This window comes from Mycobacterium uberis (assembly GCF_003408705.1).
GTDB lineage: Bacteria > Actinomycetota > Actinomycetes > Mycobacteriales > Mycobacteriaceae > Mycobacterium > Mycobacterium uberis.
The window spans coordinates 1-24,415 of the sequence record NZ_QAYL01000003.1 but is presented as its reverse complement, the minus strand read 5'-3'; the positions used below and the strand labels follow the sequence as shown (position 1 = coordinate 24,415).

General features: G+C 56.5%; 18 protein-coding genes, 7 pseudogenes and 1 riboswitch. Of the genes and pseudogenes, 10 read left to right on the top strand and 15 right to left on the bottom strand.

Going from position 1 to position 24,415, the window contains the following annotated elements; genetic code table 11:
• Positions 1 to 73: 73 nt before the first annotated feature.
• Entirely contained in the window at positions 74 to 1,720 is a 1,647-nt protein-coding gene (locus MUBE_RS03680) for an acetolactate synthase (RefSeq protein WP_116539535.1), read from the bottom strand.
• 91 nt (positions 1,721 to 1,811) lie between these two features.
• On the opposite strand from MUBE_RS03680, the gene bacA reads away from it, so the two are divergent.
• Positions 1,812 to 3,728, top strand: coding sequence for a vitamin B12 ABC transporter pemease/ATP-binding protein BacA (gene bacA / locus MUBE_RS03675; RefSeq protein ID WP_116539561.1), 1,917 nt, complete (start codon positions 1,812 to 1,814; stop codon positions 3,726 to 3,728).
• Positions 3,729 to 4,169: 441 nt separating this feature from the next.
• Here the strand turns inward: bacA and MUBE_RS03670 are convergent.
• The 3 genes and pseudogenes from MUBE_RS03670 to MUBE_RS03660 form a co-directional block, all read right to left on the bottom strand.
• A pseudogene (locus MUBE_RS03670) lies at positions 4,170 to 5,670 on the bottom strand (FAD-binding protein).
• Positions 5,573 to 6,041, bottom strand: a pseudogene (locus MUBE_RS17025) (VOC family protein). The pseudogenes MUBE_RS03670 and MUBE_RS17025 overlap by 98 nt, the downstream one beginning before the upstream one ends.
• Positions 6,042 to 6,231: 190 nt before the next feature.
• Positions 6,232 to 6,915, bottom strand: a complete 684-nt coding sequence (locus tag MUBE_RS03660) for a TetR/AcrR family transcriptional regulator (RefSeq protein ID WP_207801644.1) — start codon at positions 6,913 to 6,915, stop codon at positions 6,232 to 6,234.
• Between the two features lie 97 nt (positions 6,916 to 7,012).
• Here MUBE_RS03660 and MUBE_RS17020 point away from each other — a divergent pair.
• A pseudogene (locus tag MUBE_RS17020) lies at positions 7,013 to 7,428 on the top strand (nitroreductase family deazaflavin-dependent oxidoreductase); the annotation flags it as partial.
• 6 nt (positions 7,429 to 7,434) lie between these two features.
• On the opposite strand, the gene MUBE_RS03650 reads toward MUBE_RS17020, so the two are convergent.
• From MUBE_RS03650 to MUBE_RS15040, 3 genes and pseudogenes are all read right to left on the bottom strand, one after another.
• The gene (locus MUBE_RS03650) at positions 7,435 to 8,112 is read right to left on the bottom strand and encodes an Rv1815 family serine proteinase (protein WP_165849681.1); all 678 of its coding nucleotides are present in this window, start codon (positions 8,110 to 8,112) and stop codon (positions 7,435 to 7,437) included.
• A gap of 95 nt (positions 8,113 to 8,207) precedes the next feature.
• Positions 8,208 to 8,594 (bottom strand): annotated as a pseudogene (locus MUBE_RS03645) (sterol desaturase family protein); the annotation flags it as partial.
• Between the two features lie 395 nt (positions 8,595 to 8,989).
• Positions 8,990 to 9,220 carry a hypothetical protein gene (locus MUBE_RS15040; RefSeq protein ID WP_424399029.1) on the bottom strand — a complete coding sequence of 77 codons (231 nt, stop codon included), beginning with the start codon at positions 9,218 to 9,220 and terminating at the stop codon, positions 8,990 to 8,992.
• Positions 9,178 to 9,418: riboswitch (cobalamin riboswitch) on the top strand. Its footprint overlaps the gene before it by 43 nt.
• Before the next feature lie 145 nt (positions 9,419 to 9,563).
• Here MUBE_RS15040 and metE point away from each other — a divergent pair.
• Positions 9,564 to 11,846 (top strand): 5-methyltetrahydropteroyltriglutamate--homocysteine S-methyltransferase, encoded by a 2,283-nt coding sequence (metE, locus tag MUBE_RS03640; RefSeq protein ID WP_116539533.1) that lies wholly within the window; start codon positions 9,564 to 9,566, stop codon positions 11,844 to 11,846.
• Positions 11,847 to 12,405: 559 nt separating this feature from the next.
• Entirely contained in the window at positions 12,406 to 12,630 is a 225-nt protein-coding gene (locus tag MUBE_RS03630; RefSeq protein ID WP_165849680.1) for a ribbon-helix-helix protein, CopG family, read from the top strand.
• Positions 12,631 to 12,881: 251 nt separating this feature from the next.
• On the opposite strand, the gene MUBE_RS03625 is transcribed toward MUBE_RS03630, so the two are convergent.
• Together MUBE_RS03625 and MUBE_RS15465 are read right to left on the bottom strand one after the other, a co-directional pair.
• Entirely contained in the window at positions 12,882 to 13,391 is a 510-nt protein-coding gene (locus MUBE_RS03625) for a DoxX family protein (protein ID WP_116539530.1), read from the bottom strand.
• A complete protein-coding gene (locus tag MUBE_RS15465; RefSeq protein WP_165849679.1) occupies positions 13,388 to 13,555 on the bottom strand; it encodes a hypothetical protein in 168 nt (55 codons plus the stop codon). The genes MUBE_RS03625 and MUBE_RS15465 overlap by 4 nt, the downstream gene beginning before the upstream one ends.
• A 27-nt stretch (positions 13,556 to 13,582) precedes the next feature.
• On the opposite strand from MUBE_RS15465, the gene MUBE_RS03620 reads away from it, so the two are divergent.
• Together MUBE_RS03620 and MUBE_RS03615 are read left to right on the top strand one after the other, a co-directional pair.
• A complete protein-coding gene (locus MUBE_RS03620) occupies positions 13,583 to 15,229 on the top strand; it encodes a pyruvate, phosphate dikinase (protein ID WP_116539529.1) in 1,647 nt (548 codons plus the stop codon).
• Positions 15,226 to 15,831 (top strand): helix-turn-helix transcriptional regulator, encoded by a 606-nt coding sequence (locus tag MUBE_RS03615; protein ID WP_116539528.1) that lies wholly within the window; start codon positions 15,226 to 15,228, stop codon positions 15,829 to 15,831. The genes MUBE_RS03620 and MUBE_RS03615 overlap by 4 nt, the downstream gene beginning before the upstream one ends.
• Before the next feature lie 997 nt (positions 15,832 to 16,828).
• Here the strand turns inward: MUBE_RS03615 and MUBE_RS17015 are convergent.
• From MUBE_RS17015 to MUBE_RS19825, 3 genes are all read right to left on the bottom strand, one after another.
• Positions 16,829 to 17,053 carry a hypothetical protein gene (locus MUBE_RS17015; RefSeq protein ID WP_243632803.1) on the bottom strand — a complete coding sequence of 75 codons (225 nt, stop codon included), beginning with the start codon at positions 17,051 to 17,053 and terminating at the stop codon, positions 16,829 to 16,831.
• A 468-nt stretch (positions 17,054 to 17,521) separates the two neighbouring features.
• Positions 17,522 to 17,797, bottom strand: a complete 276-nt coding sequence (locus tag MUBE_RS17010) for a hypothetical protein (RefSeq protein WP_243632802.1) — start codon at positions 17,795 to 17,797, stop codon at positions 17,522 to 17,524.
• 359 nt (positions 17,798 to 18,156) lie between these two features.
• Positions 18,157 to 18,297 (bottom strand): hypothetical protein, encoded by a 141-nt coding sequence (locus tag MUBE_RS19825; protein ID WP_424399028.1) that lies wholly within the window; start codon positions 18,295 to 18,297, stop codon positions 18,157 to 18,159.
• 1,058 nt (positions 18,298 to 19,355) lie between these two features.
• Here MUBE_RS19825 and MUBE_RS19820 point away from each other — a divergent pair.
• From MUBE_RS19820 to MUBE_RS19815, 4 genes and pseudogenes are all read left to right on the top strand, one after another.
• The gene (locus MUBE_RS19820; RefSeq protein WP_424399027.1) at positions 19,356 to 19,637 is read left to right on the top strand and encodes a hypothetical protein; all 282 of its coding nucleotides are present in this window, start codon (positions 19,356 to 19,358) and stop codon (positions 19,635 to 19,637) included.
• Positions 19,638 to 19,778: 141 nt separating this feature from the next.
• Positions 19,779 to 19,976 (top strand): hypothetical protein, encoded by a 198-nt coding sequence (locus MUBE_RS16250; RefSeq protein ID WP_207801643.1) that lies wholly within the window; start codon positions 19,779 to 19,781, stop codon positions 19,974 to 19,976.
• Between the two features lie 333 nt (positions 19,977 to 20,309).
• Positions 20,310 to 20,651, top strand: coding sequence for a hypothetical protein (locus MUBE_RS16245; protein ID WP_207801642.1), 342 nt, complete (start codon positions 20,310 to 20,312; stop codon positions 20,649 to 20,651).
• Between the two features lie 400 nt (positions 20,652 to 21,051).
• Positions 21,052 to 21,888 (top strand): annotated as a pseudogene (locus MUBE_RS19815) (alpha/beta fold hydrolase); the annotation flags it as partial.
• Positions 21,889 to 21,902: 14 nt separating this feature from the next.
• Here the strand turns inward: MUBE_RS19815 and gnd are convergent.
• The 3 genes and pseudogenes from gnd to MUBE_RS16990 all read right to left on the bottom strand — a co-directional run.
• Positions 21,903 to 22,932, bottom strand: a pseudogene (gnd, locus tag MUBE_RS03570) (phosphogluconate dehydrogenase (NAD(+)-dependent, decarboxylating)); the annotation flags it as partial.
• 134 nt (positions 22,933 to 23,066) lie between these two features.
• Positions 23,067 to 23,792: pseudogene (locus MUBE_RS16995) on the bottom strand (hypothetical protein).
• Between the two features lie 12 nt (positions 23,793 to 23,804).
• On the bottom strand, positions 23,805 to 24,020 hold the full coding sequence (locus tag MUBE_RS16990; protein WP_243632800.1) for a hypothetical protein: 216 nt from the start codon (positions 24,018 to 24,020) through the stop codon (positions 23,805 to 23,807).
• Positions 24,021 to 24,415 lie beyond the last annotated feature (395 nt).

Below are 24,415 nucleotides of genomic sequence, written 5' to 3'. Positions count from 1 at the left end.
GCGTGCGCGTATATACACTGACACGGCACAAACCCTGGCAATCTGCGAACGTTTGCGGCCCAGGCCAGCCTGATCAGATCAGGTTGGATCGGCGAGGATAGGCGATGCTCGGATCGGTCAGCACGTTCACGACCGACGGTAGACCGCTAATGAAGGCACGCTCTAGTGCGGGCCGAAGCTCACCGGGCGCCGACACGAGCTCGCCGTGACCGCCGAGAGCACGGACCACCTCATCATAGCGAGTACCCGGGCGGAGCTCCGCTACCACCGAATAGCCATACAACGCTTCCATCGGGTGTTTCTCTAAGCCCCAGATTCCATTGTTGCCGATCACCGACACAACCGGCACACGATGCCGGACCAGGGTGTCCCATTCCATGCCACTGAAGCCAAACGCGCCATCACCTTGCAACAGAATGACTTGACGGTCGGGCTGGGCAAGTTTGGCGGCCAGGGCGTAGCCAGGGCCCGACCCCAGACAGCCGAACGGCCCGCTGTCCAACCAGCAACCCGGCAGATAGCTGTCGATCACCCGACCGGCATAAGACCCGAAGTCACCGGCGTCGATCACAATAATAGCGTCGCGATCCAGCCGTGACGCTAGTTCAGCGTACACCCGCATCGGATGCAGTGGGATCCGGTCGTCGCCTAGCTCAGCGTTCTCGAGGTCACGCGCGGTGGTCTCGGCCGTCCGCAGCGTGCGAATCCAATCCTGATGGTCGGTCCCACCAACGCCAGCCAGTGCCGAAAGGATAGCCGACAAATCCCCGTAAAGCTCGGCCGCGACGGGCCGTGGGTAGTCGCGATCGGGTTCAGCGCGGTCCACCACTATAAGCTGTGTTTGCGACCCGAACGCCGTGCCGAAGCCCAGCCGGAAATCCATCGGTACCCCGACAACCAACGCCACATCTGCCTCACCCAGTGCTTTTCCCCGTACGCGCGAGAAGGCCAACGGGTGGTCGGCGGGCACCACGCCGCGAGCCATCCCGTTCATTAGCACCGGGACCTGGCGTTCTTCGGTCAGACGTAGTAAAGCGACCTCGGCGTGCCCCCACCAAACGTTGGTCCCGGCCATGATCACCGGCCGGTGCGCTGTGGCTAACAAGCCAGCAGCCCGATCCAGGGCGTCAGGGTCGGCAGCGGGAACCGCGGGCAGGCTGGCCACAGCGCCGAGGCCACCGCCAACGTCGTTAGCCATGGAAAACACGTGATCCATCGGAATGTCGACGAAACCTACTCCGGACGGGACACCCACCGCGGCCTGCAAGGCCTCGTCGACAAGCCGGCCGGCGTCGTCCGCCGACTGCGCAGTGGCCGCGAAACGAACTAGCGGAGCCAAGAATGACACATGGTCGATCTCCTGTAATGAACCCATACCCCATCGCAGTGCGGGTGCCCGGCCACCGAGTACAACCAGCGGCGACTGGTTCTGCTGTGCCGCCGCCATCGCGCTCATTCCGTTGGTGACGCCCGGACCTGCAGTTAGCACAGCCACACCTGGCGTCCTGGTCACCTTCGACCAACCCTCGGCAGCGAAAGCCGCCGTCTGCTCATGGCGAGTGTCGATGAGCCGGATACCCTCGCTACGACAACCATCATAAATGGAAAATAGATGCCCGCCTGACAACGTGAAAACGGTGTTGACACCGCTGGCTTTTAGTCGACGTGCGATGAGCTGGCCGGCGTGAATGCTGTTGGTCAGGACGGGGTCAGTGCTCATATCGGCAGCCTATCCAAGATTTTAAGATACCTTCACCGAAAGAATTTCTGATCCGGTGCTTTCGGTGCCTCGGCCGGGAGGAGACATCAACGTGGAGTTAAGACCATTCCATCCATCGGTCAACTGGGGCCACGCGCTGCCAGACTCGCTGGGGTGGATCGCCAAGGCGTGGGCGGTCAGTGCCGTTTGTGTCATCGTCTTAGTGGTACTCAGCCTCACCACCCGCTGGGGCCGCCAATATTGGCGTATTACCAGCGGCTACTTCGTAGGCCCGCAGTCGGTCGGCGCGTGGTTGATGTTAGCTGTACTGCTGCTCTCGGTCGTCACCAGCGTGCGGTTGAACGTTTTGTTCAGCTACCAAAGCAAAGACTTATATAATGCGCTGCAGGCGGCCTTCGAAGGCACTGGCGCACAAAATGAACTGGTCAAACAGTCAGGCGTTCATGGCTTTTGGATGTCACTCGGAATTTTCTCTATTTTGGCAGTCATATTCATAGCCCGCGTGATGGCCGACATTTACCTGACTCAGCGATTCATCATCGCCTGGCGAGTGTGGCTTACCGACCACCTCACGGCTGACTGGCTGGACCAACGCGCCTATTACCGGGAACAATTCATTGACAGCACGATCGACAATCCCGATCAGCGTATCCAGCAAGACATCGATATCTTCACCGCCGGCGCCGGCAGCACCCCCAACGTTCCCTCCAACGGAACGGGGAGCACCTTGCTGTTTGGTGCTGTCGAGTCGGTGATATCGATGATATCGTTCACCACGATTTTGTGGAACCTTTCCGGCCGGCTCGACGTGTTTGGGCTCGAAATCCCGCGCGCCATGTTCTGGATCGTCACTGTGTACGTACTGGTAGCGACGATCATCACGTTCTGGATAGGCCGCCCGCTCATCAGGCTGAGTTTTGCCAACGAAAAGCTAAATGCCGCCTTCCGCTATGCCTTGGTGCGGTTGCGCGACACCGCCGAGGCAGTGGCGTTCTATCGCGGTGAGCGGGCTGAAAGGAAACAATTGAGGCGACGCTTCACCCCGATCATCGATAATTACCGCAGGTACGTCAGCCGCACCATAGGGTTCCTAGGTTGGAACGCCTCGGTCAGTCAGACCATTGTTCCGCTGCCGTGGATCCTTCAAGCGCCGCGGCTATTCGCCGGGAAAATTAACTTGGGGGACGTCGGCCAAACCGCGACCGCCTTCAGTAATATTCACGACTCGTTATCGTTCTTCCGCAACAATTACGCCGCATTTGCGGCTTTCCGGGCCGCTATCATCCGGTTGCACGGACTCGTCGAGGCAAATGCCCGCAGCCGGGAGCTGCCCCACGTCGCAACTAAGTCGACCGACGACGGTACGGTTCGTGTTGCCGCTGTCGAGGTGCGCACGCCAGCAGGCGAACAGTTGATTGACCTGCTAGACCTGCAACTTAACCGCGGTGACTCGCTGGTAATAACCGGGCATTCCGGGGTCGGCAAGACCACGCTGCTACGCAGTCTAGCCGAATTGTGGCCATACGCGTCCGGGAGGCTAAGCCGCCCCGACGGTGAGAACGAAACAATGTTCTTATCGCAGTTGCCTTATGTGCCGCTAGGCAATCTACACGGCGTGGTGTGCTATCCAAATCCGCCAGCCGACATCCCTGAAGACAGAGTGCGGGACACGCTGACGAAGGTAGCCCTCGCCCCACTGTGTGACCGGCTAAACGAAGAACGAGACTGGGCTAAGGTGCTATCCCCCGGTGAGCAGCAACGCGTTGCCTTTGCTCGCATCCTGCTTACCAAACCGAAGGCGATATTCCTCGACGAAAGTACGTCTGCGCTTGACGAAGGGTTGGAATTCGCGCTCTATCAGATGCTGCGAAGCGAACTGCCGAACTGCGTTGTCGTCAGCGTCAGCCATCGACGCGCGGTCGAGCTGCTCCATGAACAACAGCTGGAATTACTTGGCGGCGGTCAGTGGCGGCTGGGCCCGGTGAAAAAGGAGCCGCTGCAAGTCTAGCTGGCACAATGCTTTCAGTAGTCCCAGGTAGCGCACTTACTGACCGGATTTCGACTAACCTTCCAGAGAAACCGCCGACAACTGGTGGACGTGGGACGATCAAGCCACGTCAGACGGTCTAGGAACATCCGACTTAGGGAAAATGCCCTCAAGGGTAAAGAGCCGTATCTTCCGTCCCACGCTCATCCAGGGGCATTTCCCTTTCCGATAGTTTGGAGGAAGAGGACTCTCTCAGAATCAGTCATTGATTACACGTTTCAAAAACCTTGCGATTAACGATCCCATCCACGATCGTCTTCAAAGCCGTCTTCACGGTACGCAGGTAAAGCACCTCAGTAACCGCAAAAGATTGTCCTCAGTAAACCGCGGCGACGCCGAGTTCGCCTCCCACTGCGTTTGCATGTTATAGCCGGGATTGCCGCAGCTGCAATCCCATCAAGCCTACACTACCACTGCCACGTAAGCTCCAACACGGCGGTTGGAGAGCGATCCCTCACACCGCTAGCATAACCCTTGCCATCCTGAGCGAACAATGTTGGCGGCACACGCCCCGACTCGACAGCGTATAAGCCGGTCGACCACTGCATTGTCTGCACGCAGCACCTGACCGTGCACCGATGTGACTAGCCCACCAGTGGTGAATCCAGCATAGAACGTCTTGCCCAACAACAGGCCGAGCATACTCCACGGCCCTTTATCTTGTGGCGCAAAGAATTCCGGCTACTTTCGGAAATCGAAATCCTCACCAAGTGCGGTATAAGCATTATAGCGATTCAGTACCGCGGCCAAGTTATCCTACTGGATGGCGAGCGCGGCCTCCATGCCCGCGATGCTCTCTCAGCCGTCGATCGGTACGGCCAACAGCATCTTAACTCACTCCAAGCACGCCTTGTCGACGATCAAAAACGCGGCGCCTTCTAGCCGCTCCATGATAAGTACGACAGTTTTAGCATAATTATGGAGTCTTCGGCGACGAACCGCTGGCTGAGCTTGCTGACGATGATCTCTATGAGGCAGGAGCGACGGCGGATAGGGCGGAGCCGTAATAAACATCCGATCCATGTGCCGAGTAGCGCCTCCCGACCGATATGCCTAACTGGATGCTCAGGCCGTCGTCGTTAGATGCTGCCGAGCACAAATGGCTTCTCGGCCAATTCTGGGGCGTATTTGGCTCCCATCTCCGGGTTCATCACCAATCTCTCAGCGACGACGACAACGACCTTCGCCTTTACCGCACCGGATTCCGAGAACCGCTTCCACATCACGGCCGGCCTCTGGGCTCGCACTATCGATGATGAGCTCGGTGGCACTGTTTCGTAACGCACTTGTACACTTAGGTGTGCGGCCCGTTTAAACAATAGGTCGATCACCTTGCTGACGTCGCAGAGATGTGATCAGATATGAGCATCTTGTGCTCCCGCAACGCCGGCACTGTTATCTCGCAAAACAGCCAGCCCTTATCATTGCCGGTTTAAATCAAGCCCCCGGTACTATAGGCTGAATCATCACCTTCCCCAGGAAGTAGCCGCGCTCGAACTGGAAACTCAAGTTTCCTAGCCAATTAAAGTGCTAAACACCGCCACCACAGTAGACACGAATCTTGACATGGTCAGATTGCCTGACACCGCGACAAAGTACTTAATACATCTCCTCGGGCGAATCAGGGTGACCGGTCGCCTGCTGGACCACGATTCCTCCACCCAGGGAGAAACGCCCGGCGACAAAAAGCGATATCATCCGCCGCGGCGGATGGCTCGAGCATCAGCACCCGCACGCCGGAAGCCGCGGCGCTGACAGCCTCATATCCCCCGCCAATACCGAAGCCGATAACCATCACATCAACGTCATCTGACCAGGACACCATGATGATAGCTGGCAATCCGGAGCTCGCCACTACTTTGCTTAATGTAATCGTAGAAAACTCTGATCGTGGATGGGACATAGGCGATAATCGATAAACGACACTCCCACCTAAGACTTTAACACATAGGCGAACTGAATTTCACCAGGCATCACGCCTCACTGTACCATTTCTGTGCTGCGTCAAATCGTTCGGAGCTTTCGGCTTCGATGCAGATGTGATGCAAAACGGATCCACGATTAAGTAAAAATTAACTGTAAACGTTCTCACCGCAAACCGACGTGATCAGATCCAACTGCACGTCCCCGAGATCACTCAGCGAGATGTTCGCCACCAAATCTGTGAGTCTGCCACCGTAGCTGCAGGAATCCTGAGCAATAATGTACATTGGAAATGTACACATACTTGCGAACGCCTAACAGACCGGTGAGAGCCGTTTCCGTGGCGTTCAGGTCCGAGGTAACCTACGCGATCTGTATCAACATCAACGACTGAACAGGAAGGCGCATCGTCTCGCGGGATAGCCCAGCCTACCGGTCAGCAGAAGGGATCGGCAGACTCGAGAAAAACTTTGCCGCAGTAGGCTGTGCCGTGCAGAGTCGGAGACCGTCAAATGAACATGTTCTAATTTCGGTCTGCCCGTCAATACCGCGTCAGCACACCCACCAACAGCCGTATTTGGATGTCGAACGTTGCCTCCGGATCGGTCAGAGTGCCGGCGCCGTACTGCCCAAAGACCTCCAGGCTGGTCGCACCTACCACCCCTGACCACAGCAAAAAGCATTTGACGACGACGGTATCATCACCGGGAAAACCAAATTCCTTGCGAATCCGTTCGAAGTCCGATGACATCGGTTGCGGGACAACGTCATTGGTTAACCGGATATCTCCGGTGGCAATCCCAGCGGAGATTGCGTCGAAAAAAGCTCCCACCACCCGAGTGCTGACTCCAACGGGGTGCTCCGCGGGGGCGTGATATCCTGATGCCGGGCTACCATAGAGCAGAGCCCAACGGGCGGGGTGCGCGACGGCCCATTGTCGCACCGCCCGCGCGATAGCAATCACGTCGTCGGTCCATTGATCGGTTACGACGTCGCGAGCTCGCTCCACCGTGTCGACCAGCTCGGAATAGGCATCAACAAGCAACAAGGTCAGCAACTCATCACGGCTTGACACGTAACGGTAAACCGCCGAGGAAACCATGCCCAAGTCACGAGCTATTGCACGCAGCGATAATCCGGCTACGCCATAATCAACCAGCTGGCGACGGCCCAGTTCGACAATTTGCGCTTCGATGTGCTCCCGCGAGTTCTGCCGTTTGCCCACCCAGCCAGTCTGACACAACCGAGATCACCGCTCTTGCATTATTGATTTAGTCCACTGGAGGAGATACGCAATGCCTACACAATATTTTTAGAGCGCGAACTGCACCGCGCGAGCCACTAACGCAGTAGCCCGTTGGTTGGCCGAACAGGGGATATCAGTATCGCCGGGATCCGGATACTGCGGGTAGCGTGATCGCAAGACGGGCAAACAGCGTGCTGTGACGATCAGCTGACGGTGTCGACTATGTCGTTTCTCCGCACGGTAACACCCAGGGGACACACAATGTCAGAGCGGCGGACAGCATCAAGATTGGGCCGTGCTGACGCCGACAACACGCCGGGATCAGCGAAGTGGCCGAGGCCACCGAACCTGAACTATTGAAATGCCATATAACCAGGTGGTACTGGCAGGTCAAAAGCTATGTCGCAAGGATTAGCACCGGAATCAACCGACGAGCAACTGCGTGCTGCCGCGTCTTTGGTTCCGGTGTTCACACTCTACCCTTCCCGCTGATCAGCACTAACGGCGGTTGGGGATCACTCCGAGATCCTGACGGACCTGTTCGGAGGTAGACCGCCATGACACTGCCGCGGGCAACCCCCCCCAGACACTGTTGAAAATCCCGACGATTTGCCCCTTGCCTCCAGTGGGAGCCAGGTATACGGGTCCACCCGAGTCACCTTTCTGGCTCTGAATACTGTGGGACATGGTAAACCATCCGTTGTTGACGCTCACCACGGTCCCGCAAGTTTCACCGGTGATAACACCGAAATGGCAGATCGCTTGTCCAGGCTGCACTACCACCGTTGGGTTTGATTCCAGTCGACGCCCGCCGGGCAGAATATTGCTCACTATCACATGGTCATCGAGCACAATCGCCTCGTAGTCGGCAATTAACTGATCGGTGGCCACTGCCATGCCGCTTGGCGTGCTGTCCCGGTATGTCGCAAGACGACCGATAAAATTGGCCTCCCGGTCGGTGACAGCTTCCCCACCGCGGCAGTGACCGGCAGTAAACGCGATTTTTAGATCTGGATCGACATAACCCAAGGTACAGATGCGGTTGGCCTGGTGGATTTCCATGCCTGGGAAAACCAAGGCGGAGTCCGCACTGGCCGCTGCCGGCGACAGACTGGGTCCGAATGCCATGACGGCAACCGACACAGCGAATGCGCGCACAGCCAGACGACGCACCATGGACTCCGATCCATCGGGGCCGGCACGACTGCCGACCGCAAGTTGAGGTTACGGCGTAACCCTCCCCTAACGAGCACGTTGACATTGTCCCCTGTTCAGTTGTCACTTCTGACTGCGGGGGTAACACTACCGGGATATAGCCAGCGAGATGAAGTCATCAGCCTGCATAGCGCCCGATCGGACGGTCCGAGGACGTAACCTAGCCGATCACGCAGACACGTCGCCAATCGCCACGTACTCGCGAGTTTGCAAAGCCCACACGTTGAATGTGTCGACTTGTTTAATTAGGCCGTAGTACAGGGGGAACAGCTCCGGCTGAAAACTACCGAACAGCCGGTCCCAGATAATGAAAATACTACCGTAATTCTTGTCGAAGTAAATCTTACTCGCCCCATGATACACCCAATTGATCCACCCGATGGTATAATGACATGTTAAAAATAAATTCATAAGGACTACGAGAGTCTATCGATCTGCTCGGTCTCGGGATGTCAGCGGACACAATCGACATAACCGTTGGTTGGTTGGTGGTGTTGAAGCGAGGTTTTGGTCTGTTCTTATCTGGGGAGAGTCTAGCCAGTGTGACCATGGTGATGTCGTGATGCAAGACCGTCGCCCCTTACGGTACATGCGCTAGCCTTCACCTCATTTTGATGAAGACCAGCGCAACCCCCCGCCAGACAGTGTGCTGCGAGTCGCTACCCCAACCCCCGCACAGATACATCCCAGACACCTAGTCCCGGCCAGTATCCCAATCTACATTTACATGTAGATTCCAACAGGCCCACAATCTCCTCAGCCGCGTACCGCAACAACCACAAACCCACCGCCAAGCACGACACACCAGCCATAGCGGCAAGCTCCTTCTACAAACAACTCACAACACCACCCGCTTTACCGACGGACTCACGGCTACCAGAACATCCACACAGTAGATCAACTCACACAACCCATCGACCCACACCACCACACCCCACATAAAACAAAACCACACAACACCAGACCAGGGTGGGCAGAAGCCCTGGCGGGCTAATCCATCGCATCCGCAGCACGCAGAGTAACCTGGATGACGCAGCTGGTCTGTTGGCGCCGCACCACGCGGCGCCAACATCGAGTGATGCTAGCGAAGCATTGCGAAAGGGAACCTGGTGAGAATCCGGAACTGTCCCGCAGCGGTATGCAGGAATAACCACCGTCTGAAAGCACTGGTCTTAGAAAATCTGAGATTTAGGACGCGACGGCCATTAGGAACACCTAGCAGTGCACGCCTGCGAGTCCGAAGACCTGCCGGCTGTGTCGGGCGCGCCCGCGTCCGACGGCTCATCGCCTCGTGGAATGGGCGTTTGACCGTAGCTGTTGCGGCTGTAGTACCTGAGGTGCTGCCGCAATCGGATCGGCTGTGCGTCCGCTGGTGGTGACCACCCCGTCGATTTAAGGATGAAGTCGATCAAATGGACAAACCTGTGACCGCTCCACCATTCACCGCAACCGTTACCGGCTCCCCACGTATAGGCCCGCGCCGCGAACTTAAACGGGCAACCGAAGGCTATTGGACCCAACGTACCAGCCGATCAGAACTGGAATCCGTTGCTGCGACCTTGCGCCGCGACATGTGGTCGTTTTTGGTCGCCGCCGGCCTGGACTCGGTACCGGTGAACACCTTTTCCTACTACGACCAGATGCTCGATACGGCATTCATGCTCGGCGCACTGCCGGCTTGGGTCTCACGAGTGCCTGACAACCTAGACCAGTACTTCGCCCTAGCGCGCGGTAACGACGACATCGAGCCATTAGAGATGACAAAGTGGTTCGACACCAACTACCACTACCTGGTTCCCGAGATCGAGCCCGCGACCACATTCTCACTGAACCCAGACAAGGTGCTCAGTGAGCTGAAGGAAGCACTTGAGCAAGGGATTCCGGCCCGCCCGGTTGTTATCGGGCCAATAACCTTCCTGTTACTGAGCAAAGGCATCAATAGCGGGGGTGCACCGATACAACGACTTGAGGAGTTGGTGAAGGTCTATTCTGAGCTGCTGTCGCTGCTCGCCAAGAATGGCGCGCGATGGGTGCAGTTCGACGAACCAGCGCTGGTTACTGATCTGTCCCCCGATGCGCCAGCCTTAGCAGAGGCAGTGTATACTACGCTCGGCTCAGTGAGCAACCGACCCGCTATTTATGTGGCAACCTATTTTGGCGACCCTGCCGCTTCCTTGGCGGGACTGGCCCGCACTCCCATTGAGGCGATCGGTGTTGATCTCGTCTATGGTGCCGACACGGCGATCGCGGCGGTACCCGAACTGGCCGACAAGACTCTGGTGGCCGGCATCGTCGACGGACGCAACATCTGGCGCACCGACTTGGAGTCGGCGTTGAGCAAGTTGGAGACGCTGCGGGGTTTGGCAGCCACCGTTGCTGTTTCGACATCGTGCTCCACACTGCACGTGCCGTATTCGCTGGAGCAAGAAACCGACCTGGACGACAACTTGCGCAGTTGGCTGGCATTTGGCGCGGAAAAGGTGGCCGAAGTCGTCGTGCTGGCACGCGCACTTCGCAACGGGCGCGACACGGTCGCCAATGAGATCGCCGCGTCCAATGCCACTGTTGCCTCGCGGCGCAACGATCCGCGACTACACAACGAGCAGGTCCGCGCGCGTATAGACTCGATCATCGCGTCCGGTGCGCACCGCGGCGACGTGGCAAAGCGTCGCGCCAGCCAGGACGCACGCCTACACCTGCCGGTGTTGCCAACCACAACGATCGGCTCCTACCCGCAGAACTCAACGATCCGCAAAGCACGCGCAGCATTGCGGGCCGCTGAGATCGACGAGGCCGAGTACATCAGCAGAATGAAAAAGGAAATCGCCGACGTTATCAAATTGCAAGAGCAACTCGGACTAGATGTACTAGTCCATGGCGAACCGGAACGTAATGATATGGTGCAGTATTTTGCTGAGCAATTGGAAGGCTTCTTCGCCACGCAGAACGGTTGGGTGCAGTCCTACGGCAGCCGTTGCGTACGCCCGCCGATCCTCTACGGTGACGTGTCCCGGCCTCACCCGATGACAATTGAGTGGATCACCTATGCACAGTCCCTAACCGACAAGCCGGTGAAGGGCATGTTGACCGGACCAGTCACGATCTTGGCCTGGTCATTCGTTCGTGACGACCAACCGTTGGCCGACACCGCGAACCAAGTGGCACTGGCGATTCGCGATGAGACTGTGGATCTACAGTCCGCCGGTATCGCGATCATCCAGGTTGACGAGCCCGCGCTACGCGAGCTGCTACCACTGCGTCGCGCCGATCAAGAAGAGTATTTGCGTTGGGCTGTAAGGGCTTTTCGACTAGCGACCTCGGGGGTAGCCGACTCGACGCAGATTCACACTCATCTGTGCTACTCAGAGTTCGGCGAGGTGATTGGAGCTATCGCCGACCTGGACGCCGACGTCACATCCATCGAGGCGGCACGCTCACATATGGAAGTATTGGACGACCTTAACGCGGTCGGCTTCGCCAACAGCGTAGGCCCGGGCGTTTACGACATTCACTCACCGCGGGTACCGCGCATCGATGAGATGGCCAAGTCGCTGCGTTCAGCTTTAAAATCCATACCGGTACAAAGGCTTTGGGTTAACCCGGACTGCGGGCTGAAGACCCGTTCGGTCGACGAAGTTAGCGCGTCACTGCAGAACATGGTCGCAGCAGCGCACGAGGTGCGGGCAGGGACTTAAGTCACCTCGGATTCGTCGGCTGGCTCGGATAGCACCTGGACCGACACATCGTCGGCCCAGGGCTGTCAGGTCACCATGTCGGCCACTGTGACCACGCCGCGCCCAGATTCGCCTGCCGCTGCGTCCCGTTTAGATTTGTTTGTGGGTTGGCTATGTGTCGAGTAGTGCGATTCGCACCTCGCTGAATGCAAAAGTAGCAGCACTATGTGTATCATGATGGTTAATTGCTCGTTGTGAACGAGGATGAGGAAGGCAATTATGTTGACTTCCTGCTCCACAACGTGGATGCAGTGGTAGTCAGCGCAGTATTGCAAAAACATCTAGTAGCGATCAAGCTGAGTCCCGTCTGGACAGAGTTTCGTCATTGCAGGCACTAACCGCCACGTAGGACACGCTATGCCCCCCTTCGATAGATTCCTGGAAACACGGCGATTGGCTACGGCCTGTGACAGGGATAAATTGCCAAAACTGCCGAGGTCCTACAGTGGGAAAAGATCACCCATAAAACTTGGAGGAGGGGTCGTGATGGCTAACAAACACCGTGAGGATGAGAAGCGCAGTGCAACCCGGTACCGCTAAAGCAGAGGAAGGCAACTATGAGACTGCAAGTCAGTCGATCAAGCAGATGGTTTCAGTTCGCCTGGAGACGCAACTCCTCAAGGAATTACGCCAGTTTGCCGAGGAGCAAGAAGCAAGCGTAAGTGACCTGCTTCGTCAAACCGCCCTCGACCTAGTCAGTCGAATATTCGCGCACGAAATCTGTGGTGGTCCACCCCGCCAGTAACCCACAGATGATCACTAGTACATTAACCACCGCAAGGCCAGCCACCTACGGCGCACCTAGTACGGACCCATAAAGACCGGCTTCAATTAATAGCGAGTCTTCCTTAACTCACTAAAGGCATCATATAGCGAATATACTTTCAACAAAATATTACGTTAATAATATGCACATTAATGGATCGCAAAATATTATAAAGCAAACACATCTTACGATGATCACCCCAGGCCGAGGGGAACACAAGGTATTGCCAATTATGAAGTCTGATTGGCCGACGGCCGATAGAAGATCAGCAACTGGCCGAGTGCCCCAGCGAAACCCAGTAACATCGAGATCAGTAATCCGTTCCAACCGTCGAACCAGTTCTCACCAAAGATCAGCCAATCCAAACTGAGGTGGCCGGCGCCCAACATGGCAACCGCGACTGCGCTAGTAGCCAACACCAGGTTGTATTCCCAGCCCTCTTTAACGATGAAAAAGCCGTTGGTTCGGTGCACCGTCCAAGCGGCGACCAGCATCAGCGCGACGAAGCCCGTCGCCGGGATCGGTGTCAGTAGGCCAGCGACCAGACCCAATCCGGCGGACATCTCGGTAGTCGCGGCCACGGTGGCGTGAAACGTCCCGGGCTTCATGCCGATGTTCTCGAACCACCGTGCCGTTCCCGGTATCCGACCACCGCCGAAGAACTTATTGTAGCCATGCGCGGCGAGTGTCAATCCCAGCACCATCCGCAGGACCAGTAACCCGACGTCGTAGGAAGTCATAGACTCAAACCTAGCTGATGAGACAAATCCTCGGCAGGTAGCGTTGCCCGGGCAAACCCATGAAGAACCGTACAGGAGCTCGACATCAACAACACGATCATTGGAGCAGACAGTGTCGGAATTGCGTTGAACACTCGGCCCAACAGCACCGGAATCCCCGGCATTCATGCGATACCTACTGGGAAAAGCGCATGACGCAGGAATGGATCACGACGTCAAACCAACATGCGGCCACGTCCACCGAGCACTCTGTAGTGTTGCTGAACGGCGACGCGCATCAATCGCGAGAAATCCTGGGTGGCAAGGGCCATAGCATCAACGCGATGCGCCGACACCAATTGCCGGTTCCCCCAGCGTTCTGCATTACCACCGAGGTCGGCGGCCGGTATTTGACCGCTCCCGAACCTACGATGGAGGCTATCTGGGACGACGTGCTGGACAGGATGCGGTGGCTGGAAGCCGAAACTTCACGCACGTTTGGGCGGGGGCCACGGCCATTGCTGGTCAGCGTTCGCTCCGGGGCCGCACAGTCAATGCCCGGCATGATGGACACAATTCTGGACTTGGGCATAAATACTCCCGTCGAGCAGGCGCTGGCTGCGGCCGACACCTCGTTGATCGCCCACACTTTCGCCCGCGACACCCGCCTACGGTTCACTCGCACGTATCGGCGCATCGTAGGTGAATCAGATCCTCTGTCCACCGATCCCTACACTCAGTTGCGCGCGGGCATCGAATCCGTTTTCTCCTCATGGAATTCTCCTCGCGCGGTTGCTTACCGCACCCACTACGGTCTGGATGACCAGGGTGGTACAGCTGTGATTGTGCAAGCGATGGTGTTTGGCAACCAAGGCGCCAACTCCGGAGCCGGAGTGTTATTTTCCCGCAATCCGATAACCGGCGGCAGTGAACCGTTCGGTGAGTGGCTTCCCGGCGGCCAAGGCGACGACGTGATGTCGGGATTGGTGGACGTCCAGCCGATTACAGCCCTGCGCGACGATAAACCGGCTGTCTACGACGAGTTGATGGACGCAGCTAGCCACTTGGAGCGGCTCGGATCTGACGTTCAAGAGATCGAGTTCACCGTTGAGGACGGCAAGTTGTGGCTACTACAGACCCGAACCGCAGAGCGCTCGGCACAGGCGGCGGTGCGCCTGGCGCTACAACTGCGGTACGAGGGGCTCATCGACGATGCCGAGGCACTGCGCCGAGTGACCCCGGCACACGTCGAGACCGTGCTCCTACCCCCACTACGGCAGGAGATACGTTTAGCTGCACCACTTTTAGCTAAAGGCATGCCAGCTTGCCCGGGCGTGGTATCGGGCAAAGCGTACACCGAAGTCGATAAGGCTCTAGACGCCGCCGAAGCGGGCGAGCAGGTCATCCTGGTGCGCAACCACACCAGGCCCGAAGACGTCCTCGGCATGTTGGCCGCACAGGGTGTTGTCACCGAGGTCGGTGGTGTCGCCAGCCATGCGGCAGTGGTCAGCCGCGAACTCGGCCGAGTGGCCGTGGTGGGCTGCGGCCAGGGAACCGTCGCATCGTTGGCTGGCAAACAGATCACCGTCGACGGCGACGAAGGCGAGGTTCGCCACGGCAATCTGACACTGTCCGCGTGGTCGGAGAATGACACACCAGAGCTACGCGAGCTGGCTGACATCGCGCGACGCATCAGCCCGCTACGTGCACACGCGACCGGGGACCATCCGAGGCTGGATGACTCGTCCGATGCCGCGATACGCGCAGCAATGGACACCGGGCACACCGACGTGGTGTCAACTACCCCGCTCATCGTCATGATGACCGCGCTACGGCTGCGAAGCCAGGCCAAACCGTGACCGAATTGACAGTACTGCAGGCAGTTCGGCTGAAGGGTCGGGTAAGTTCTTCCGACTTGGCTGCAACTTTGGGAGACGATCTTACCGAGGTCACTAAAACCGTCAAACAACTAACCGCAGCCGGCCTACTAGTCGAGGGAAAGACACTGAGGATCAGCCCCACCGGCCGCACGCAGCTAAACGCCTTACTCGCCGATGAGCGCAAAGACATCGACACGACCGCACTGGCAGCTTCCTATCACGAATTCTGTCCCGTTAACCTTGATTTCAAGGCCCTGGCGACGGACTGGCAAATAAAAAATGATAGTCCTAATACCCACGAGAATCCCGAATACGATGCTGCGATTTTGGCGCGCCTCGATGCAGTGCACGAACGGATGGTACCAATCATCGAGGTAGTGGCGAAGCAGCTGCCACGGTTGAGTACTTACCTGGGGAAATTGCATACCGCGTTAGAGAAAGTCAAGGCTGGACAGATCGCATGGTTCACTAAGCCACTCATTGACTCCTACCACACAGTGTGGTTCGAACTACACGAGGAGCTGATCCTCGCTATTGGCATCACCCGAGAGGAAGACTCGAGATCCATTGATGCGCAGTAAGTTCTGTAGCAATCTATCCAACACCGCTTGAAGGGTTAGCCCGCTGCTTCACACCCATCGACACGACAACACCGGACATCGGTGTCAAAGTGCGCTACTCTAACACAACAGGACCGCTGGGCGAGCTCAGATGCATTACCAGAATCAGATAACGGCGACACGGATCAGTTTCTCAAGGCCGGCGAAGTCGTCCGCATTGCGACTGTAGAAGTCCACAGTGGTTGACGTGCGCCGTCGCGACGACCAACAGATCGGCGAACCTGCTTCGCGGTTCTTTTCCTTCGCGCACCACAACTGCGACGATTAGCACGTAACCACGTACCATGGCTCCGTCGAAAGAGATTGGCTCCAAAGTCGATTCGATATCCTATAACCGGTTCGGCTGCTTGGCCTCTTCCACCGGTGTTGTGGTCGACAACGGACCGGAAGCCAAATCAACAGCCATAATGGCTGATATTGCTATCTCGTTGGGCGGTGCAGCGACCACCGCAGAACCGTGTCAGTCGATCACAACCGACGTATCCAGAATACCGGACGTCATGCTAGAGATTTTTGGTCGATCAACTGGTCGAAGACTGCGTAGAACTGTCAATGATCAATGCACACGCGGACACCGGTCAGTGTAGCAACTTCTTCGTGCGTAACGTTTAGGATACGGCGACCGATTTCATATAGGACTAAGCTCAGCTACCAGATCGCCATTGCGCGTAATAACGAATGTCCCACCTGCGGTGACAACATGGACCATCTTCGTATTCTCATTGCACAAATCACGCTGAGGAATTGCTCTAGCCACACCCAATCGCAGCACATTACATTACGATTTTCTACAGGAAAACCCTACGTTAAAGGCCAGGATACAGCAGCTGCAGACAGACGTCGATACCTGCCATCGTCAACTCGGCCGCATGCACACTAATTATTACTATAGTGTCGCCTATGCTGTACACGTCATAGGTCAGACCCTTCGCAGGTCTCAGTACTAGATGTCCGGCCGTCAGTTCTGGCCGGACATCCGAGGCGAATAGCGAGGCGTCCTAACCTGCTCAGAGCAGCCAGGATCGCGACAAAAGCTCGGCCGGTTGAGTACCACAACCGGATGCTGGAAGCGGCGACACCCGTTGACTAGGTCTGTCGTGATCCGCTGCACCCGGACATCCTGGCCAAGCTCCGGGTACAGCCCCACAACGACATTGCTGAAATAGTTATGAGCTTGTGCCACAACAAACCTAAATTATCAGCACCTCAGCGCTCAGAGCGCCTTCCCGCCTCACCCAACATCTACGACGTCGCCCTGGATACCGCGGCTAGCACGGCGACGGTAACCGTGGGACTAGGCAGTTGCGTACAGTGCCATACCAACGTGTGCACGACGTGGGTGCCCTACGAGCGGGCATAGCTCGATAGCGACGGAATCTAACGACGGTACCAGCAACCCGGTGCGGGTATAGTGTATTACCCGGCGGTGCGTGCGGGCCGCATCAATCGTTCGCCACGGTAAAAATCTGCCGGTAACCGCGCCACCTTGAACACCGACACCGGCCGACCGAGAAGCCGTCGCCAAAATACAGGCTCCGTCAGCTAGCACATTTGCAACCTGCATAACCGCAACGGCATTCGGGCCGATGAGCCCCGGAATTCCGATAACAAAACATGAAAATGTTTATTCGCCAAAGCATCTAGCGAATATCTAACTGCTCACTAACTGCTTGCCGGCAAGATCAACCACTGCGGCTAGGCAACCACACCAAGTGTGATCAGCGAGCTCATGCTCAACCAACTGCGCGGGCTCGGCGGTCGCCAGGACCCGCCGTGGATAGGTCAGTGCAGACCCGCCGTCGAGGCGAATCGTCAAATCAGGACAGGCTCGATGGCGGCGGATATCGTTGATGACGCCATCGAGCCGGACGAGTTGGCCGTCGAATGCATAGGGCAGAAATTGGTCGTTGGAGACTTTGGCTGACATCAATATAGAATGGTGCTTCGACGGTCGTCATTCAATGCATCACCGTGGCCTCAGCCGAGCAAGACGATGAACGCCAGAATAAATTCGCCAACCTTGTCTGATTGCTCAAGCGGCAAGAAAAGCCCAGCATACTCCACGATTGTTACTTCACTGCCCGATTACAGCACCGTTCCGTCCAGCGCATGAAAACCGTAGCTAAGCAACCGGTGTCACCACCGTACAGGTACAAACTCGGCAATACAGGCGGCTCGGTCCACAGCCGCTCCAATTCGGCATGCTGCGCCGGCGACTAAATGTCGCACAGCAAAGCTCAACACAATGATAATTGAAAGTAGATGGAAGGATTAACTGCGCAGCAGCTAATACGGTAACGTCAGCACCAGCCGGCCACGGTCGGTCAGCCGGCCCGACGATCGAAACGCTGCCGAAAGCGGCACCGACATGATCACCGTCTTGGGAACGGACTGTCGGACATCGTGTCCAGGGCCAATAGCGGCCATGTCAACCCCAGTCGTGACCGATCACCACATCGCGTTCGGTACTATCTACAGCTAGAAGCACGCGCAAGGCGTCATCCATCAACACGACACCGTGATAACTCCCATCGGTGGGTAGCGACGTATAAAACGTGCCCTCAAATGCTCAAATAATAGGGCATGATAGCTCATCTATCCGGCGGGGAATGATCTTACGCCAACCGTAGGCGGTGTCAGGGAAACCGTGCAGACACAAGGCGATCTGTGTGGCACCAGGTCAGAGTCTTAAGGTACCCAGCGGGCTTTCGCACGTCGATCCAGTGTGGGCTCAATCATCGCGGGACATCCGGCGCATCTCACGGTAAACGCCACTCGTCACCGCCGCGCTATAGTCTCTGTCCTGAAATCAGCAGCATCGCCGCTACGTTTACTCTTGTGCAGCATGTCCTGCTAGCTTGCCTAACAGGACATGCACCCAAACAACTTAACGCGGGGTCATCGACCTGAGACTTATGTGGTATCGACTGGCCAATGCAAGGCACGACTGACGGTCCGACGTACCCGTTAGCGTCTAGGTATGACGACCTCCGCACGGACCCACCGCTGGGCCAAGATCCAAGATCAGCGCCACTCAACGGCAAATCCTCGACGCAACGATCGCAGTATTAGCGACCAGGACTTCACTGCGGCGACGATGGCCAACGTGATGGCCGGCTCTGGCGCCAGCATCTCCTACCACTTCGGGGGGCAAACACAAGCTGTTTCTGACAATGTTGGAGTACATGGCCGACACTGTCGACGCCACGACGCGGTAAAAGGCCCAGTCCGTCCCAGCGGGGATCGACCCGGAGGATGGGTATTCGAGGTCCATGTGCGAGCCTACCTCGAGGCGATGTGGAAGAACCGGCGCCTAGTCAGGATACTGTCGTCCGGAAACACGCCAGCCGGCTTCGAGATCGCTCATCGCGGCTGCATGATGGCCGCCTTCTGCAGTTGGATGGACGAGTCTGGAGCTGGACACGTCGCTACGCAGGCAACTGCTGAGCCACGTGCTGATGGCGACCATGGCGAAAGCAACACTGATGGTGGCTGTATGCGACAACCCGGACAATGTACCGACGATCATCAACACCACAATTAACTGGATCGACTGGCTCACTGTTCGATACAATATGGGCAACCATTCGTTCCAGCTTGGCTACGATAACCTTGCGCATATCGAACATCGCCTTGGTGGCTGTCATCGCACGGGTCAGATTCGCTTAGCTGATCAGCTCATAGAGCCGGTCCAGGATGATCTGCTCACTCAGGCCGAAGTGGTCTTTACACCGGCCACATTGCGATTCCTCACCACCGTCGGTTAACGCCAACGTCAGAGAGGCTGCTTCATCAGTGCAGGCCAGACTATCTCAGTGCTGACCGCAGCGGCCGACCAGATGTCGACAGTATTGATAGTACTAAAAAGTAATTCTAATACTTGGATTCATGACAGTACCCCTCGAACTATGCGGCTAACTCGGACGGCTCTACATTTCATCGAACCCGCCAACCTGTGGCGTTCACGGCTACCCAAGCAGCTGGTCGACTTAGTGCCATGCAACGTGCAAGCCAGGCACTTCCGCTGCCGGTTTTTCACCGCTGCTCAAGAACAATTTCTACAAGACACGGCGGCAGCACTGGACACCTGGGACACCGGAAAGTGACTTACCGATCTCGATGACGAAAGCATTTTGTCGTAATTGGTGTTTCCATCATTAGGAATATGTTCCGGCTCGTTTCATATGCTAAAGCTGTTTGTGTGAAGCGATGCAGGCGTCCGATGATTGTGCAACATAAATAATTATGTACTACTTTCCGCTACTGACTCCTACTGTACAAGTGTCGACACCAGATTTCGACGATGCAGTAAGCAGAGTTATTCATTGTGGCGCAATATTTTCAAGGAAATCTTTCCTACCATCACGCCGCACTCAACGCAACGCAATTTCCACCGCGAGCAATGGTAACCGTTCTGGACCATCGCTGAAGCAATCGGTATGGCGGTCGCATTCCGCATCGGCTCTGCAACAAGCGATTTCACCGTCAGCGGCTCGATCGGGATGACCTATAACAGCCCAGAAGGTGCGGTTCTCCACTACACAGAGACGTCATTCGGTGGCCAGCGTGCGGTGGTCAAGCTCGTCGCCTCACGGGCATTGGATCGGCCCCCAAAACTCAAAGTTCTGGTGTCGGAGGGTAAAGCGACGTGGGTGCCGTTCATCATCGACCGAACGGAAGAGGGATATCGCCAGCACTCAATAGTGTTGGAAAACAAGATCAATCGTGGTGTGCACGAGATAATCTACGCACATATGTACGCGTCGTTCCAGCACGACTGATCGGCGATCGTGGCGATGACCGCAATGGTTTTCAACAATGTACTCTAGGATAGCGACTGTCCACACCTGGATGACACCTTCGGCCACACTCAGAAAACGCTGCACTAGCTGTTCGACGACATGGATACGACGGTTAGGAATCGAGTTTTATGCGGCAGCTTCGCCGAGCTATTTACCGATGAATCACAGCCGCCAAACCATGGTGAGTGCGTAGCAGACTAGTTCGACAAAACCTCCACCGACACGGCGACTAATACCACCAATTCTGAGGTCGGGCGTTTGAACAGAATCAAAGAATCGTTGTCGTCAGGTTGAGCGGTATTGCTGCCCACCATGGGAAGCGCCGAACATACTGCCCGATTCGACGTCTGGAAACAAGCCCTGAACACAGCGTAGCACCATACACAGCCCCCAAACGGTTAGCTTTGTCAACGCAGATAAGACCCCTGGATGCCGACGAATGGAGCCCTGGCTCCAAGGCAGCACTAATCGTCCTAATGTTGCACGGCAGAGATCAAAACTGGCTCTCCTGAAAAGCCGCCGGCCAGACCTTCATAAATTTAAAAATACCACGTCATCACGATCGACACACGTAGACACGGTGATAACAACCGTACGCCGGACGCCGACTACACCCTCGAAAGTTTGACCGAAGACGTCCTACGCGTGTTTGATTCGACCGGCAGCCCGGTGGTGATTGGGACCAGTGTGAGCCGACTCACCAGCATCCCTTGTCGCCGAAAGTACCGTTGACCAAAGGGCGATCGGGCTGATGTTTGGTCGACGCGGTGCCGCATTACAATGAAGGGTAGCAACGCCCGCATCCGCGATTTCATGTTCATCCACCTCCAGGGTTTTGCTTCCCCTGACGAGGCCGTCGCTGTCGTGGCCTACCTGCCGTACCGCAGGAAACCACGTAATCCCGAAGGATTGAAAAAACCTACGACTGCACGGCAAACGCTGATACTGGCACTGGAATTCGGTAATGATGACCAAACCCGGAGACGACCCGGAGCTGTGCATCGAGAAAATCGAGCACACTACCGTCGATCTGAAGATCCCAATCCTGTTGATTCACGACAAACTCTCCAACATGGTCAGCTCCGAGGACGTTCAGGATTTTCTCACCAAGGCATCGCAGGCGGAGTTCGTCGAATCGGCCAACGCGAAGCATACCACAGCTGGTGATGACAGTAACGCGTTCACCGAAGCCATCGTGGACTTCGTCCGACACAACTCACCCTCTTCACCAGAGGGCTTCTCGTCATGCTCGCCGAACTGCTTGCGCATCGCCGACAACACCTTGGCACCGAACTCAAAGATCTGACGCGAGGCGAAGCACGCATACAGGACGGTCGTCAGCACTGGCATCGGTACCCCCTCATCGACCGCCGTGCTAAACGGTCCACCGACCTTCCCCACTGTCGGACACCCGTCCGGTGAACTCGTTCAGCGCGGGCGATTGGTGCAGCGCTGACGCAGTCAAATCCAGGCGTCACGAACTGACCACACTTCCCCGTCGCCATACCTCGGCGACTGCTGGGAGATCGATATCGTATTGGTAGAATTCCGGGTTTTCCAACAGTATGGTTTCGACATCGCTGGCTTCGAGGTCTTTCTGCACGCAAGTACCGATATCAGCATTTATAGCAGGGTTTCCTCACTCGGCTAGCGATGCCATCATCCCGTACTCAATCCCTTTGTGCACTATCCTGAAGAAATAGCTTGCCCCACAAGGGACATAGTGCAAATAGCCCTTCTCAGCTTGCGCGAGATCACCGTGTCGGTCCGGCGTACGCGGTGCTGTTTCGACACCCGGCGCGATGGTAACGAACAGTGGCTCTGCGTACGCAAAGCGCAGTCGTCACCACCGACCGTCAGGCAATAGCCACGTTCCCGGCTCCACACACCACCACTGATACCACAATCAAGTAGATGAATCCCTTTCTCGGAAAAGATCTTTACGTATTCGATGTCATCACGGTAGTAGGAGTTTCCACCATCAATCACGATGTCATCAGACTCGAGTGTGTCGACCAGATCTATGATCACCGAAGTGATGATATCATCCGCGGGCACCATCACCCAGACCACTCGTGGAGCGCGAAGTTTGCCGCGTAGCTCGGCCAGCGACGCCACCTCGATCGTTTTTCGCTCACTGACCAGCGCCTTGACCACATCAAGGTTGTGGTCGTACACCACGCACTCATGTTCGTCCTTAGACTAAGCGGTGCACGATGTTGGCACCCATGCAACCCGGGCCAATCATTCCCATCTGCATCTTCTTCGGTCTCCTTGCCGTGTTGCGGGAGTGCCCGCAGAGAACCAAGTTCTTGCCAACTGCGATGGCCCCACAGCAGCGACTGCGCAGCCTAGAGCCCCTAAGGGACCCACGGTCGTACAGATCGATTTGCCCTACATGGCTAGCAGCAGCGTAACAATGCTCCACATCTCTTCGATGCCATCTTCTCGAGCGAAAAGTTGCCGATCATCGGTCAACCCGGCGTAGAGAAGTCGTTCATAAGGCCGCACCGGTTCACCGAGTCCCACCGCGAAGGAAAAATTCTTAGGTGAACATCGTGCCACAAGTCGCCCAGTTAGGCGGCTAGCTGCAGGCGCATAACTCGAATCGGAATCGATGCGCAGCACGATCTGGTTGAGTTCAGCTTGTCGGCGGTTAGACCAGAAAGCCAACCCGGGAACATTCCGCAAAAACAGCAGCACATCGATAACCTTCGCCAGCAAGGCCTTTCCCGCGCGCAAGAAGATCGGCCCTCCGAACCACCGCCAGTTGTTAATCTCGGCCTCCCGCCAGTGCAACGTAAATGTTCGGCTTGCGAATCTTGTCCACCTCAGTGACGTCGGTAGAGTCGCGGTACGTACCACGTACTTAACACTGTGGATTCAGAGCCGACATCGCGCGAAACACCTTGGCCTTTTGTCGTTCAAACCATCGACACTCGGGCCCATCGTCGGCTCCATCGCAATCAGTGCTAACACCTGCAGTGGATGGCTTCGTATGATGCCACATACAGCCCCGACCACATCATAGAACCTGCCGCAGGTCTGCACACTGAAGCCTTGGGCCATGGTGAGGTGGATATCGGAAATAATGTGCCGGTCCCACAATTGTGCAAACATCTGGTTGATGAATCACAGGTATTCCACCTCAACAACATGCCGTTTGTCTAAAAAGTGGTCCACCCGCCGGATCTGCTCTTCGTCAAGCACCGCGTGTAGTCGAACATTGAGTTCCCGCGCCGAATCCAGGTCGCGGCCAAATGGCTTTTCCACCGCGACGTGTACTCGCCGCAGCAATCCTACGTTCGCGAGGTTCTTTACAATCGGCGCTAACAAGGCCGGCGGCATTTCAAAGTAGTACAGCGGTCGGTAATCCAACCCGATAAGCTCAGACTACAAATCAGCAGAGTTTACTATCGATAACGTCGCCGCGCAGGTAGTCCAATTGACCCGCTGGTCTGTCGAGCATCCCACCAGACTCACTGATCACCTCTCGAGCGCACGATCAACTGCTCAATTGACATACCTATACTGGCCACACCCAAAATTTAGACAATCCAACAAGCCGTGGGACTCAAGCCGACACAACGCCTGGAAAGTCCTCGTGCAGGCCAGTTCGTTGGTAATTTCGAATCTCGTTGTAAACCTATGTGTTGTTGGTTGGTGGTGTTGAAGCGAGGTTTTGGTCTGTTCTTATCTGGGGAGAGTCTAGCCAGTGTGACCATGGTGATGTCGTGATGCAA